Genomic DNA, 13,662 nt, shown 5'->3' on the forward strand with positions numbered 1-13,662 from the left:
GGGAGCGGCCGGCGCGGGTCAGGCGCGCCCGGCGCCGTCCGCGCCGTCGGCGGGCCGTGCGGCGAGCTGCTCCCGCAGGGCGGCGACCTCGGCGGTGAGGGCGCCGACCCGTTCGCCGGCGGAGCGCGCCGTGGCCTCGGCCTGCGCGGCCCGGCGGTCGGCGTCCTCCGCGCGCTGAGCGGCCCGCGCCGCGTCGGTGAGCGCCCGCTGGCGGTCGCGCTCGGCTGCCGCGGCCCGCCCGGCCGCATCCCGCTCCCGGGTCCGGGCGTCCTGCTCGGCGCGGCGGGCGGCGTCCCGCTCGTGCCCGGCGTCGCGGGCCTGCTCGCGCGCGGCGACCGCGGCGGCCCGCTCCTCGTCGCGGGCGCCGAGCGCCGCGTCGCGCTCCTCCGTGCGGGTCCGCACCGCCTGGGCGAGCTCGCGCTCGGTGACGCGCCACCCGGCCCGGGCCTCGACGAGGGCGTCGTGCTCGCGGGCGGCGTCCTCGCGGGCACCGCGCTCGGCCCGCCGCGCCTCCCCGGCGTCCCGTTCCGCCGCCTGCCGGGCCACCTCGGTGTCGTGGGCCCGCTGCTCGGCGGCGGCGCGCGCGTCCTCGGCCCGGACGCGGTCGGACTCGGCCAGCTCGAGGGCCGTCTCGGCTCCCCGGCGCGCCTCCTCGGCGAGCTCCACCCGGCGCGCGGCCTCGGCCCGCGCCTCGGCGACCTGCTGCCCGGCGTCGGCCCGCGCCGCCTCGGCGTCCCGCTCGGCCGCCTCCCGCGCCCGCTGCGCCTCCGCCTGCAGCCGCGTGGCCAGCCGGGCCTGCTCCTCGGCGCGCAGCTGCGCCGCGTGCGCGGCCTCGACGTCGGAGCGGGCCTGGGCGATCCGCGCCTCCACCGTCGTCTCGTCGCGGTAGGCGTCCAGGGCGTCGACGGCGGCGGTGAGCAGCGCGGCCTGCGCCTCGGCCGCAGCGGCAGCCTCCCGGGTGGCCGCCGCCCACCGGCCCACCAGCTGCCGGACCCGGCCCTCCGGGGGCAGGTCCTCGGCCAGTGCGGTGGCGGTGGCGACGGCGCGGGCGGACCGGGAGCCCGATGCCCGGGCCCGTGCCTGGCGCGCCGACTCGGGGTTGTGGTCGGGGCGCGCGCAGAACGTGGGAGAGGGGCCGCTGCGCCCCGGGGTCCGCGGCCGGCGCGGCTCGGTGCAGCCGGGGAAGGCGCACGGCTCGACCCCGGCCTCGCCGGCAGGCTGCGTCACGGTCGTGAGCATAGTCGGATGCACGGTCCATCCATTCATTCATCTCGGGTCGGTGTGCGGTCAGGTGTACATCGCTTCCGAGAATCACCTACTCTGCGAAGTGATCCGTGGATGGCGCAGGCAACCGAGGGAGCTGCCGTGGGGTCCGATCCGGGCGAGGCGGGGGAGACCTCCCCGCGCCCGGTCGCCGTCCCGGCGGCGACGGGCGGCGACGGCCTGCTGCTGCCCGGCGACCTGACCACGGTCGGCTCCTACGTCGCCGCGGCGCAGTCGGCCGCCACCCGGGAGGCGTACGCGCGGGACGTGGCCGCCTGGCGGGAGTGGTGCGCCGCCCGGTCGCTGCCCGGCGCCCTGCCCGCCGACCCGCTGGCCGTCGCCGCCTGGCTGGCCGCCCTGGCCGACGAGGGGCGCAGCCCGCGCTACGTCGCCCGGCGGCTGTCGGCGCTCAACGACGCCCACCGCGCCGCGGGCCACGCCGTCCCCGGCGACAGCGAGGGGGTGCGGCGCACGCTGGCCGGCATCCGCCGCACCGCCGTCCGCTCCGGGTACCGGCCGCGCCGCGCCCGGGCCCTGGACACCGCGACCGTGCGGGCCCTCGTCGAGGACCTCCCCGACACCCTCGCCGGCCTGCGCGACCGCTGCCTGCTCCTGGTCGGCTTCGCGCTCGGCCTGCGCGCCAGCGACCTGGTCTGGCTGCGCATCGAGGACCTCGCCCCGGCCGGGCACGGCGGCCTCGACGTCCTGCTGCGCTTCTCCAAAACCGACCAGGAGGGCGCGGGGGAGACCCTGGCCCTGGCCGAGGGCGTCCGCGAGGTGACCTGTCCCGTCCGCGCCACCCGCGCCTGGCTGGCGGCGCTGGCGGCGCAGGGGATCACCACCGGCCCGCTGTTCCGGTCGGTGGGCAAGGGGCACGCCCCGCGGGTCGGCACGACCGCGCTGACCACCCGCAGCGTCGACCTGGTCCTCAAGCGGGCCGCCGAGCGCGCCGGCGTCGTCTCCGAGGGGCTGTCGCCGCACTCCCTGCGGCGCGGCTTCGCCACCACGGCCTACGCGCAGGGCGTGCCGGAGAAGGAGATCAGCCGGACCGGCCGGTGGCGGTCGCTGGTCGTCCGCTCCTACGACGCGTCGAGCCGGTGGGCCGACCCCGCCTCGGGTTCGCTGGGCCTCTGACCCGTCGACCCGGTGCCGGCCCGCTCGCCGGGCAGCTACACGTAGTGCGACCTGCGGAGCCAGCCGAAGGCCGCCCACCCGGGCAGGACGGGCAGCCAGAACGTCGCGATCCGGTAGAGGAAGACGGCGGGGACGGCGATCGTGTGGTCCATCCCGACGCCGACCAGTCCGGCGACGAGGGCGGCCTCGAGGGCGCCGAGACCGCCGGGTGTCGGCGCGAAGGCGGCCACGGCGGCGCCGGCGAGGTAGACGGCGCCCACCGGGGCCAGACCCACGTCCCCGCCCAGCGCCCGGGTGGACAGGTAGAGGCAGAGCAGGTAGCCGAGCGTGGTCGCCGCCGAGCCCCCCAGCAGCAGCACCACCTTGCCCGGGCTGCGCAGGGTGCCGTCGAGGCCGTGGACGGAGCGGCGCAGCGGCGGCCCCAGCCGTGTGACGACGTACCGCCGGACGGCCGGGACGGCGGACGCGGCGACGGTGAGCGCCAGCACCGCCAGGGCTCCCCAGGCCACGGGAGGCGACTCCACCGGCCGGGCGACGTCCGGCAGCGACCGCCCGGCCCACACCCCGAACCCCAGCAGCAGGAGCACGTGGACGACGGTCCCGGCCGCGTAGCTGAGCCCGACGCCGGACGTGGCGACCGCGACGTCGACGCCGCTGCGCTGCAGGAAGCGGACGTTGAGCGCGATCCCCCCGAGACCGGCGGGCACCAGCCGGCCGGCGAAGGAGGAGGCGAGCTGGGCGACGAACGTGGGGACGGCCCGCAGCCGCCCGGGCACCGCCCCGGCGAGGCTGAGCGCGGCACCGACGTACGTCAGCGCCGACGTCGCCAGCACCAGCGGCGACCAGGCCCAGTCGGCGTGCCGCACGCGCTCGGCCATGCCGGCCACGTCGCCGAGCTGCGGGACGAGCAGGTAGGTGGCGAGGACGAGCACGCCGACCACGAGGAGCGTCCGGGGCCGGATGCGCTCCAGGTCGGCCAACCGCGGTTCCGGGACGCCGCACCGCTGGCTGACGGCGGCGCGGATCTCCCCGGCCAGCTCCCTGTCGTGCCTCAGCGCGTCCCGTGTCGCGCCGCTGAGCGAGTTCGGCTGCAGCCGCGGCAGCGACGCGGCCACCGCCTCCGGCCCCAGCCGGGCGACCGCGGTGTCGACGGCAGGCCCGACCCCGACCTGCAGCGCGAGGGCGACGAGCAGCTGGGCGACGTCGGCGTCCAGCAGCGCCGGTGCGGCGGCGACCTCGCTGAACCCCCAGTCGAGGAGCCAGGGCGTGCCCGACGGATCGAGGAGGACGTTGGCCCGGCGCAGGTCGCGGTGGGCGACGCCGTGCCGGCGCAGGACGGCCACCTGCTCCCAGATGCCGTGCAGGACCGGCCCGGTCACGGCGGTGTCCGGCACCCGGTCGAGGGTCGTGCCGTCGACGAGCTCGTAGGACAGCAGCCACGAGTCGTGCCCGACGGGGGCGATGGTGCGGAGGCGGGGCGTGCGCCCGCCGGCGTCCCGGACGAGCAGCGACACCATCGCCTCGTGCTCGACCGTGCGGCGCAGGGAGGAGAACGGGCGCTCGTCCCCGACGTCCCGCAGCCGGAGGAACCGGTAGGCCCGGAACAGCAGGTCCGCGGCCCGGTTCTCCGCACCCATGACCTTGGCGAACACGCGGTCCCCGTTCCGCAGCCGCGCCGTCCAGGGCACCGAGCCGCGGGCGTCGACCACGGCCGGCGCCACCTCGACCGGATCGAGCCCGCTGCCGGCCAGGGCGGCGGCCACGGCTCCCCGGGTCGGCCGGGCGACGGGACGGCCGAGCAGCAGGAGGGTCGCCGAGCCGACCGCGGCGCCGAGCAGCAGCCACACGGCCAGGGTGGCCGGCGACGGCCGGGGCGACAGGAGCTGCAGCAGCGTGGTGGCCGCGAGGACCAGGACCCCGGCCCGCCGCCACCGGCGGGACACGAACGGCGCCAGCACCGCGAACGACGCCGCGGCCACGGCGAGGCCGTCCACCCGGAGGACGTCGTCGAGGTCCCCGGGCCACGCGGCCCCGCGCGGCGGGACGCCCGTGCCACCGCCGTCGAGCAGCCAGCCCGCTGCCTGCGCCAGTGCGACGGCGAGGACGCCGCCGACCAGCAGGTAGCCGGACAGCCGCCACCGGCGCGTCACCGCGGGCGTGACCCAGGCCGCGACGACCGACGCCACCACCAGCAGCGCGGCCGCGCCGGTCACGAACCGCTCGACGGCCGGCGCGGCCGAGGACAGCCGCCCGACCAGGTCCCCGTCCGCTGCCGCGGCCGTCTCGCGCGACCACCGGGCGACCGGCAGCAGCAGGACGGCCGCGACGGTCAGCACGCCGGCGCGGAGCACGTCGCTGGGGGACCGGTCGTACCCGGTGACCTCCTCCAGGGAGGACCCACCTCCCCGGACGGCGCCTGCGCCCGCTGCCCGCGTCGGCGGAGGGGACCCGGTCGTCGGCGCCTCCGGCAGCTGCGTCGAGGGGGCGCTGGGCCGGTCCGACGTGCTCGTCTCGTCCATGCGGTCCGCCCTCCGGGGTCGCCGTGCACACCGTGGCGCGCGGGAGGCCCGTCCCGGGGGCCCGCAGGGAGCCGCGCCGGGGTGCCGGTGCGGGGTTCCCCGGCGGGGCGTGACCCGACCGGGGGTCAGGACGACGCTGCGCGACGCCCGCGCCGCCCCGGCCGTCGGACCGGACGCGGTGACCCCGCTGCCGAGCCCGTACCCGCTGGACCCGCTCCCCGGTCCTGAGCACGATCCGCCCCGCGTCAGGCGCGACGGCCCAGGGCCGACGACGGGAGCCACCGGTGGACGGCCCCCTCGGGGTCGACACACTGGTCGCCGTCGCTGCGGGCCCCGGTGCTCGCCGTCCGCCACCATCAGCCGTGCGCTCCGTGCTCCGGGCCGCGGTGGTCGTCGCGGTCGTGTTGGCTGTGCTGGTGGGTCTGCTCTGGGCTCTGCAGCGGCGCCTCGTCTACTTCCCGGACGACGGGCCCGTGCCCGCGGCCGCCGACGCCGTCCCCGGTGGCCGCGACGTCACGCTCACCACCGCCGACGGCCTCTCCCTCGGAGCCTGGTTCGTGCCCGGCCCGACCGCCGAGGCCCCCGCCGCCCTCGTGGCGAACGGCAACGGCGGGCACCTCGGGCTGCGCGCGCCGCTGGCGCGGGCGCTGTCGTCGGCCGGGCTGGCGGTGCTGCTGTTCGACTACCGCGGCTACGGCGGCAACCCCGGCAGCCCCAGCGAGGCGGGGCTCGCCCTCGACGTCCGGGCCGCGCGCAGCTGGCTGCTCGAGCAGGCCGGTGTCCGGCAGGAGCGGCTCCTCTACTACGGCGAGAGCCTGGGCTGCGCCGTCGTCACCGAGCTGGCCGTCGAGCACCCGCCCGCCGGGCTGCTGCTGCGGTCCCCGTTCGTCGACCTGGCCGCCGTCGGCAGCGCGCACTACCCCTTCCTGCCGGTGCGGGCGCTGCTGCGCGACCACTACCCGGTCGCCGAGCAGGTCGCCCGCGTGCGGGCGCCGACGACGGTCGTCCACGGCGGCGCCGACACGATCGTCCCGCCGGCGCAGAGCCGTCAGGTGGCCGAGGCCGCCGCGCGGCTGCACCGCCGGGTCGAGGTGCCCGGCGCCGACCACAACGACGCCGTCCTGCTCGACGGCGCGGCGCTGGTCGACGCCGTCGTCGAGCTCGCCGCGCTGGCCGACGGGCCGTGACCCGTGCCCGCCCTCCCGGCCGGAGGAGGGTCCTCGCGTTCACGGCACCGCTGGTGCTCGTCCTCGGCGCCTGGAACAACGTCGTCGTCCCCCGGCTGCCCGGCTCCTCCGGCTCCTACGTGCGGGCCAACGTCGCGGCGACGGGCCTGCTCCTCGTGGCCGCCCGCGGCGCTGGCCTGTCCTGGTCGGAGCTGGGGCTCGACCGGCACCGCCTCCGCGCCGGACTGCGGTGGGGCGGCCCGTTCGCCGCGGTGGTGGCCGGGGGCTGCGCAGCCGGTCTCGCGGTCCCGGCGGTCCGGCCGCTGCTCGCCGACGCCCGGCTGGGCGGGGCCGGTGGCGGCGAGGTCGCCCACCGGGTGCTGGTGCGCATCCCGTTCGGCACCGTCCTGTGGGAGGAGACGGCCTTCCGCGGCGTCCTGCTCGCGGCCCTGGCCCGGAGCGTGTCGCCGCCGGTGGCGGTCGCGGGCTCGGCGGCGCTCCTCGGCATCTGGCACGTGCACCCCACGCGGAGCGCACTGGTGGCCAACGACCTGGCCGGGGGTCCGGTCGCCCGGGGTCTCGCCGTGGGCCTGGGCTGCGCGGCCACCGCGGCGGCGGGGGGCCTGTTCACCTGGCTGCGGCTGCGCAGCGGGAGCCTGCTGGCGCCGGTCCTGCTCCACCTCGCGGCCAACGCGGCGGGCACGCTCGCGGCGGCCGCGGCGCACCGCCTCCGCCGCGCGCCCGGGTGAGGGCGGCCGTGCCGGCCGTTCACCGCCGGAGGTGGGCCACGAGCCCGTCCAGGCCCGGGAGCTGGTAGCTCCAGAAGCCGGCCACCAGGGCCCGGCCGTGCTCGCGGTCGCGCGCGGTCCGCAGGATCCGGGCGAGTGCCCGCCGGGTGTTGTCGAACACGAGGTCCAGGACGTCGCGCTGCTCGGGGGTCGCAGGGCGGTCCAGGGACCGCTCGGCGGCGTCGACGAGACGCCCGACGAAGGCCGCGGGGTAGCCGGCGAACCGCGTGCCCTCGGCCCGGTCGAGCAGGACGGCGACGGCCAGGCGGTGGTCGAGCCAGAAGCCGAGCAGCTCCTCGGCCGGTTCCCCGTGCCGCGAGCCCCCGGCCAGGGCCGTGACCCGGGTGTCGAGCAGCCGGTCGTGGCGGGCCGGGAGGTCCGCGGGGACGACCGCGTCGAACAGCAGCTCCTTGGAGCCGAAGTACCGGTAGACGTTCCCCGGTGCGGTGCTGGCCAGGCCGGCGATCGCGGCGACCGACGTCCCGGGGTAGCCCTGGTCGGCGAAGCAGCGCAGCGCGGCCGCCTCGATCCGCGCGCGCACCTCCGGCTTGAGGACCTGGGCCATCACACCCGTCCCGCGGCCACCGGCTCCGGCGGCCGCACGTCGGCCCACGGGGCGGCCGCCTCGAGCTCGAAGGCCAGTTCCAACAGCAGCCGGTCGGCACCGGGGCGGGCGGCGAAGTGGACCCCGACCGGCAGCCCCTCGTGCCGGCCCAGGGGCACCGACATCGCGGGACAGCCCGCGACGTTGTGGATCGGGGTGTAGCCGACGGCCTCCTCGGTGCGCCGGACGAGCGTCTCCCGGCCGGCCGCGGGGGAGAGGTGGCCCACGGGCCAGGAGGCGCGGGCGAGCGTGGGGGAGAGGACGACGTCGCAGCGCTCGAACAGCCGCAGGTAGCCGCGCGCGGCGCCCGCGAGCGCCCGCTCCGCCTCCGCCGGCGCGTCGGGGCCCAGCGTCGCGGCCCAGGCGACCAGCTCCAGGGTGAACGGCTCGAGCTCGTCCTCACCCGGCAGGCGGCCGAGCAGCGGCGCGAACGCGCGGGCGACCTCCGCCACCGTCAGTGCGGCCGCGGTGAAGAAACCCCGGCTCACCGCCGCGCCCTCGACGTCCGGGGCGGGGGCGACCTCGACCCGGTGCCCGAGGGAGTCGCAGAGCGCCGCCGCGCGGTCGAGCTCGTGCCGGACCGCCCCGTCGGGGCGGGCGCCGAGCAGCGTCGGCTCCAGCACGGCGATCCGCAGCCGGGTCGACGACGGGCCGGTCACCCGGCCGACCGGCGGGTGGACCGCGCCGGGACCGCTGCGCTCGGTGGCCGCGAGGAACGCCGCGCTGTCGCGGACCGAGCGCGTGATGACGTGCTCGACGAGCAGCGCGCCCAGGCCGGGCACCTCCGGGCCGGTCGGCTCGCCGCGCCGGTTCGACGGCTTGAACCCGAACACGCCGTTCAGCGCCGCCGGCACGCGCAGCGAGCCCCCGGCATCGCTCCCGTGCGCCATGGGGAGGACCCCGGCCGCGACCAGGGCGGCGGAGCCTCCCGACGAGCCGCCCGCGGACAGGCCCGGCCGCCACAGGTTCAGCGTCACCCCGTGCAGCGCGGTCTCGGTGCTGCCGAGCAGGCCGAACTCCGAGCTCGTCGTGGAGCAGACCACGTCGAGCCCGGCGTCCCGGATCCGTGCGGCGTACGGCGAGAGACCCGGCGCAGGCGCGGCGGCCGTGAGCCGGGAGCCCATCGACCACGGCAGCCCCGGCCAGGCGAGCAGCTCCTTGACGGCGAACGGGACACCGGCGAAGGGGCCTGCCGCGCGCGGGCGGACCGCACCGGGGTCGGCCGGAGAGGCGACGGCGTCCAGCTGGCGCCGGGCCTCGACCAGTCCCCGTGCGGTCTCGGCCAGCTCGGCGGCGGAGACGTGCCCGTCGCGGACCAGCCCGGCCATGGCGACGGCGTCCCAGCGGCGGTACTCGTCCAGGGGGATGGCCATGACGCAATCGTGAACGGCCCATTCGCGTTTGGCAACGGGTCGGCGCGCGGGTCGGTCACCCCGCGCGAGGTCCCGCCGCTCGCGCGGGGTGGCCGCGTGCCCGATCCCGCGCCGTCGTCCTACAGCGCCCTCGGCGACTCGGTGCCCATCGACGGCTACGCCGGCGGGCGCGGGCGGGGCGGGGCCGGCCTGCTGTTACGCCGCGACGACGCCCCGACTGGCGCGGCCGCGGTCTTCCTCGGCCACGGGCTCCGCGCGGGCGACCTGCGAAGCTCCGGTCGGGGGACCCGTTCCTGCAGGTGGTGGGCGGCGCCGGTGCCGGACACCCCGGCGCCGACGATCAGGACGTCGACGTGGCCGGCGTCCTGGACGTCTGCCTGGGTCTGTCCGGCGGGTTCGGTGGGTGCGGTGGTCGTCACGTGCGGACCCCCGGGAGGGGGAGCGGTGCAGGTCACGACGGGTCGGCGGTGGCCTCTCCGGTGTCCTCACCGGTGACGCTCCGGTGACGCGTGGGCTGCCAGACTCCGGCGACCGGGAGAGACCGGAGGAGACCGGGACGCAGCCCGTCGACCGCGGCGAGGGGGCCGACCGTGACCGACAGGGCGCCGCAGGCGGGGACGGCTCCTCCCGTGCCGGTCCGGCCGGCGGATGACGCTCCTCCGGGTGAGTGCGCCGGGCAGGGTCACGAGCGAGGATGGGGTCCCGCGATCATGACGACTCGCGGGGGACGGGCCGTCCGCTGGGGCGGGCGGCAGGGACGACCCCGATGGACGGTGACCTTGGACGGCGACCACAGTGCCGCACTGCTCGTCCGCGTGTGGCTCGAGGACGGCGCCGAGACCTTCCGCGGTCGGCTGACGAGCATGGACACCTCGCCCGGCCCGGGCGGCACGGGGGAGGCGACCGTGGCCCTGGCCGCCTCGCCGCGTGACGTCGTCGACGCGGTGCGTGCCTGGGTGGAGCAGTTCCTCCGCGACGCGTCGAACTCGATTGACGGCGGCGACTGAGAGCCCGGACCATTCCCGCCGGCGGACCCGGACGCCGCCGCTCCACCGTCGTCGGGTGCTCCAGGGGGTGTGCCCCGTGACCCTCCCACCGGCTGTCCGCGTGACCCTGCTCGACGGCTTCGCCCTGCGGCTCGGGGACGGCACCCGCGCCGCCCCCTGCGAGCTGCCGCGGGCGGTGCAGCGCCTCGTCGCGCGCCTGAGCCTGTCGCGCTGCCCGGACCGCACCGTCATCGCCGGTCAGCTGTGGCCCGACGTGCCCGAGGACCACGCGCACGGCAGCCTGCGCTCGGCGCTGTGGCGGCTGAGGAGGGTGGCCCCCGGCATGGTCGAGGTGTCGGGCGGCTCGCTGTCGCTGGCCACCGGGGTGCGCGTCGACGTCCGCGAGCTCGAGGCGTGGGCGTCGCGGGTGCTCGACCGGCAGGTCCACGGCGACGACGTCGCGATGCCGCCCGAGGAGCTGCGCGGGCAGCTCCTGCCCGGCTGGTCCGAGGACTGGGTGGTGCTGGAGCGCGAGCGGCTGCGCCAGCTGCGGATGCACGCGCTGGAGGCCCTGGCCGACGAGCTGGTCGCCACCGGCCGGTTCGGCGAGGCGGTGGAGGCGGCCTACGCCGCGGTGCACGAGGAGCCGCTGCGGGAGAGCGCCCACCGGGCCGTCGTCCGGGTCCACCTGGCCGAGGGCAACCTCGCCGAGGCGCGCCGCGCCTACGAGTCGTTCCGGGCGGTGCTCGCCGACACGCTGGGTGTCGCCCCCACCCCGTCCATGACCGCCCTGCTCGCCCAGGCCCGGCGCCGGGCGGCCGACGGGCGCCCGGCACGGGCCCCCGGGGTGCACCGCAGCCCCGTCCCCGAGGGAGCGCGGCGCGGCGGCTGACCCGGTCGCGACGCCGGCGCGGTGGCCGGGTCGGTCACAGGGCGGTCCCAGGGCGGCGATCCTAGGGCGGCGGTCACAGGGCGGCGGTCACAGGGCGGCGAGGTGGCCAATCGCGGTGGTGCTGGGGAGGAAGCAGTAGGCGCCGCCGCGGGTGGTGACCAGCCGGGGCAGGCCGCGGAGCTCGGCCCGTCCGCCGCCGGGGGTGGCCAGCGGCAGCGTGCCGCCCGACCCGAGGAAGGGGTCCTGCGTCCGGCCGAGGCCCGGGGCGAAGCGGCCGTCCACGGCCCACTGGCCCATCACGAACTCGAACTGGTCGCGGAGGCTGACCCCGATGAACAGGCCGAGCAGCCCGCGGTCGTGCCCGTCCCGGGGGTGGTCGGGGTCGTAGGGCGGGCCGTAGGTCAGCCCGCGCCGCACGATCCGGTGCTGGTTCCCGCCGCCCCCGGCCACCCGGGAGTCGCGCGGGTTCATGCGCCGCACGTGCGACCCGATCGGGCAGCGCTCGCCTCTCGGGTCCGCGGCGTAGCCGAAGTCGTTGAGCGCGTCGGCGGGCACCGGCGGGTCGGGGGAGTCGGTGTCCGGGGAGAGGGCCAGCGGGGTCCCGTTCCGCCACCGCCCGCACAGCTGCGCGGCGACGCGCTCCGGGGAGCTGCCGGTGCGGCGGGACTGCTCGGCCAGCAGCTCGCGGAAGGCGTCGACGTCCTGGGACAGCACGCGGAACGCCGCGAAGCTGCCGTTGCGGCCCAGCACCTCGGGTTCCGGCACGGGGTAGGTGAAGTCGCGGAACTGGCTGGGGTGGCCGAGCAGGAACGCACCCGCGGGCGCCACCGGCAGCCGGTCGGGCGGCCCGGGTGGCGGCGCGTCGCCGACGGTGGGCTGGGAGATCCCGTCGACGTAGCCGAAGTGGTCCACGCGGGCGCCGAGCAGGGCGGCGTCGAGCCGGCACAGCTCGGTCAGCCCCGGCGCGGTGCCGGCCAGCAGGTCGTCGGTGGCCCGGTCCACCGCCGCGGCGGACTGCCCGAACAGCGAGACCAGCAGGTGGAACCCCGGGTCCCCGAACACCGGCAGCCAGTGCTCGGGGGCGCTGGGGCCGACGTCACCCACCCGGTCGGCGCGGGCCTGCGCGCCGGCGAGGAACTCCGCGGGGAAGGTCGCCAGCGACTCCTCGGGGACCCCGAGGGCGCGCAGCCCGCCGGCGGTCACCGACAGGTTGAGGCAGCAGTCGGGCTTCTCCGTCCACGGCGTCCCGGTCGTGACCTGCGGACGGCGGGGGTCCCCGGCGACCAGCGAGCCGAGCAGCTCGCGGCCCGCGGCCGCGGCGTCCACCCGCAGCACCAGGTGGCGGGCGCGCGGCATCGTGTACCCGCGGAGGACGACGCCCTGGACGTCGGCGAGGTCGAGCACCGGGACCCGCGTCAGGCCACGACGTCGGCGGCGAGGACGTCGAGCACCGTCCGCTGCGGATAGGCGCTGTAGAACGGCGGCACGCAGCGCAGGTCGTGGCGGCGCACGTAGTCCAGGAACTCCTCGCGGTGCCGCTGCACCGGCAGCGGCGGGGCGCCCTCCACGTGCTGCAGCAGGTCGTCGAACACCTCGCCGATGTGGTCGACGAACTCGTTGATGTAGACGTCGAAGTCGCCGTCGTAGGTCGTGATCACGGCGAGCCGCTGCTCGTCGAGCAGGACGAAGCGGGCGAAGTGCACGGTGCCGATCGCCTCGAGCGCCCGCACCACCGGGTTCTGCTCCCGGGGCAGGGACTGCAGCGCCTGGACCTTTCGCTGCAGCACCCCGCGGTCCTCGGGCGAGCGCGCGGTCATCACCAGCGTCAGCGGGTTCTGCACCGGGTCGTCGGCGGTGCTCGGTCCGGTCATCGGGAGTCCCTCGTCTCCTCGCGCGCCGCACCGCCGGGTGGCGGCCGGTCGGGCCGACCCTGCCGCCGGGGGCATCACCGCCGCGTCACGGCCCCGTCATCCCGCCCGTGTATCAGCCGCGCCCCGGCGCCCCTCTGCTGGGCGACGCCGTTCCTCCTGATGCCGTCACTCCTGATCGGGGACCGCCGATGGACCAGATCCCGCGCACCACCCCGGACAGCGGACCGCGGATCACGCTGCTCGACGGGTTCACCGTCCGGAACGGTGCGGCCGCGCGGCGGCCGGCCGCCGTGGAGCTGCCCCGGGCGGTGCAGCGCGTGGTCGCGCACCTGTGCCTGGCCGAGCGGCCCGCGCGCACGGCGGTGTCGGGTCAGCTGTGGCCCGACGTGCCCGAGGACCGGGCCCAGGCCAGCCTGCGGTCGGCGCTGTGGCGGCTGCGCCGGTCCGCCCCCGAGCTCCTCGACCCCTCCGACGGAGTCCTGCGGCTGGCCGCCGGCGTCCGCACCGACGTGCGCGAGCTGCACGGCTGGGCCGAGCGCGTGTGCGATCCGCGGACCGGCACCGACCGGGTGGTGCTCCCGGACCCGGCGCTGCTGGGCGACCTGCTCCCCGGCTGGTACGACGACTGGGTCCTCCTGGAGCGCGACCGGCTGGCCCGGCTGCGGCTGCACGCGCTGGAGACGGCGGCGGTCCGGCTGGGCGCCGCCGGCCGGCACGCCGAGGCCCTCCAGGCCGCCTACCTCGCGATCCGGACCGAGCCGCTGCGGGAGAGCGCCCACCGCACCGTCGTGCGCGTGCACCTCGCCGAGGGCAACGTGGCCGAGGCGCTGCGGGCCCACGACCTGTTCCGGGACCTGCTGCGCGACGAGCTCGGGGTGCCGCCGACCGAGCAGATGACCCGGCTGGTCCGCGGCATCCCCCGGTCGCGGCGGCTGGCCTCCTGACCGTCGCCGGGCAGACGCCGTGCTCCACAGGGACCAACGACCGTTGACGCCCCCGGGGCGTGTCGAAACGATCCCGTTACGTCACCACACGCACCGGGACCCACCGCTCAGAGACGGGCTCG

General features: G+C 78.1%; 12 protein-coding genes. 6 read left to right on the forward strand and 6 right to left on the reverse strand.

Translation table 11 applies throughout. The features are described 5' to 3' along the window. Positions 1-18 precede the first annotated feature (18 nt). Positions 19-1,227 carry a hypothetical protein gene (locus ACU616_RS21095; RefSeq protein WP_446760369.1) on the reverse strand — a complete coding sequence of 403 codons (1,209 nt, stop codon included), beginning with the start codon at positions 1,225-1,227 and terminating at the stop codon, positions 19-21. 138 nt (positions 1,228-1,365) lie between these two features. Between ACU616_RS21095 and ACU616_RS21100 the strand changes: the two genes are divergently transcribed. Then, on the forward strand, positions 1,366-2,397 hold the full coding sequence (locus ACU616_RS21100) for a site-specific integrase (RefSeq protein ID WP_446760370.1): 1,032 nt from the start codon (positions 1,366-1,368) through the stop codon (positions 2,395-2,397). 35 nt (positions 2,398-2,432) lie between these two features. Here the strand turns inward: ACU616_RS21100 and ACU616_RS21105 are convergent, their stop codons facing one another. Beyond that, on the reverse strand, positions 2,433-4,916 hold the full coding sequence (locus tag ACU616_RS21105; protein ID WP_446760371.1) for a lysylphosphatidylglycerol synthase domain-containing protein: 2,484 nt from the start codon (positions 4,914-4,916) through the stop codon (positions 2,433-2,435). Between the two features lie 362 nt (positions 4,917-5,278). Here ACU616_RS21105 and ACU616_RS21110 point away from each other — a divergent pair, with 362 nt between their 5' ends. Further along, entirely contained in the window at positions 5,279-6,103 is an 825-nt protein-coding gene (locus tag ACU616_RS21110) for an alpha/beta hydrolase (RefSeq protein ID WP_446760372.1), read from the forward strand. After that, positions 6,100-6,831 carry a CPBP family intramembrane glutamic endopeptidase gene (locus ACU616_RS21115; protein ID WP_446760373.1) on the forward strand — a complete coding sequence of 244 codons (732 nt, stop codon included), beginning with the start codon at positions 6,100-6,102 and terminating at the stop codon, positions 6,829-6,831. The genes ACU616_RS21110 and ACU616_RS21115 overlap by 4 nt, the downstream gene beginning before the upstream one ends. 19 nt (positions 6,832-6,850) lie before the next feature. On the opposite strand, the gene ACU616_RS21120 is transcribed toward ACU616_RS21115, so the two are convergent. Together ACU616_RS21120 and ACU616_RS21125 are read right to left on the reverse strand one after the other, a co-directional pair. After that, positions 6,851-7,435 carry a TetR/AcrR family transcriptional regulator gene (locus ACU616_RS21120; RefSeq protein ID WP_446760374.1) on the reverse strand — a complete coding sequence of 195 codons (585 nt, stop codon included), beginning with the start codon at positions 7,433-7,435 and terminating at the stop codon, positions 6,851-6,853. Continuing rightward, positions 7,435-8,847, reverse strand: coding sequence for an amidase family protein (locus ACU616_RS21125; protein ID WP_446760375.1), 1,413 nt, complete (start codon positions 8,845-8,847; stop codon positions 7,435-7,437). Before ACU616_RS21125 ends, ACU616_RS21120 begins: the two co-directional genes overlap by 1 nt. 773 nt (positions 8,848-9,620) lie before the next feature. Here ACU616_RS21125 and ACU616_RS21130 point away from each other — a divergent pair. Both ACU616_RS21130 and ACU616_RS21135 read left to right on the forward strand, forming a co-directional pair. Continuing rightward, positions 9,621-9,854, forward strand: a complete 234-nt coding sequence (locus ACU616_RS21130) for a hypothetical protein (protein ID WP_446760376.1) — start codon at positions 9,621-9,623, stop codon at positions 9,852-9,854. A gap of 76 nt (positions 9,855-9,930) precedes the next feature. Next, the gene (locus ACU616_RS21135; protein ID WP_446760377.1) at positions 9,931-10,725 is read left to right on the forward strand and encodes an AfsR/SARP family transcriptional regulator; all 795 of its coding nucleotides are present in this window, start codon (positions 9,931-9,933) and stop codon (positions 10,723-10,725) included. A gap of 87 nt (positions 10,726-10,812) precedes the next feature. On the opposite strand, the gene ACU616_RS21140 is transcribed toward ACU616_RS21135, so the two are convergent. Continuing rightward, the gene (locus tag ACU616_RS21140; RefSeq protein ID WP_446760378.1) at positions 10,813-12,129 is read right to left on the reverse strand and encodes a Dyp-type peroxidase; all 1,317 of its coding nucleotides are present in this window, start codon (positions 12,127-12,129) and stop codon (positions 10,813-10,815) included. Between the two features lie 11 nt (positions 12,130-12,140). After that, positions 12,141-12,596, reverse strand: coding sequence for a hypothetical protein (locus ACU616_RS21145; RefSeq protein WP_446760379.1), 456 nt, complete (start codon positions 12,594-12,596; stop codon positions 12,141-12,143). A gap of 188 nt (positions 12,597-12,784) precedes the next feature. Between ACU616_RS21145 and ACU616_RS21150 the strand changes: the two genes are divergently transcribed. Continuing rightward, on the forward strand, positions 12,785-13,540 hold the full coding sequence (locus ACU616_RS21150; RefSeq protein WP_446760380.1) for an AfsR/SARP family transcriptional regulator: 756 nt from the start codon (positions 12,785-12,787) through the stop codon (positions 13,538-13,540). Positions 13,541-13,662 lie beyond the last annotated feature (122 nt).

The organism is Geodermatophilus sp. URMC 62 (genome assembly GCF_052931475.1).

Excerpts from the sequence above, each read along its gene's own strand:
- ACU616_RS21105 (WP_446760371.1), bottom strand. The coding sequence starts at position 4,916 with ATGGACGAGACGAGCACGTCGGACCGGCCCAGCGCCCCCTCGACGCAG.
- ACU616_RS21120 (WP_446760374.1), bottom strand. The coding sequence starts at position 7,435 with ATGGCCCAGGTCCTCAAGCCGGAGGTGCGCGCGCGGATCGAGGCGGCC.
- ACU616_RS21125 (WP_446760375.1), bottom strand. The coding sequence starts at position 8,847 with ATGGCCATCCCCCTGGACGAGTACCGCCGCTGGGACGCCGTCGCCATG.
- ACU616_RS21145 (WP_446760379.1), bottom strand. The coding sequence starts at position 12,596 with ATGACCGGACCGAGCACCGCCGACGACCCGGTGCAGAACCCGCTGACG.
- ACU616_RS21150 (WP_446760380.1), top strand. The coding sequence starts at position 12,785 with ATGGACCAGATCCCGCGCACCACCCCGGACAGCGGACCGCGGATCACG.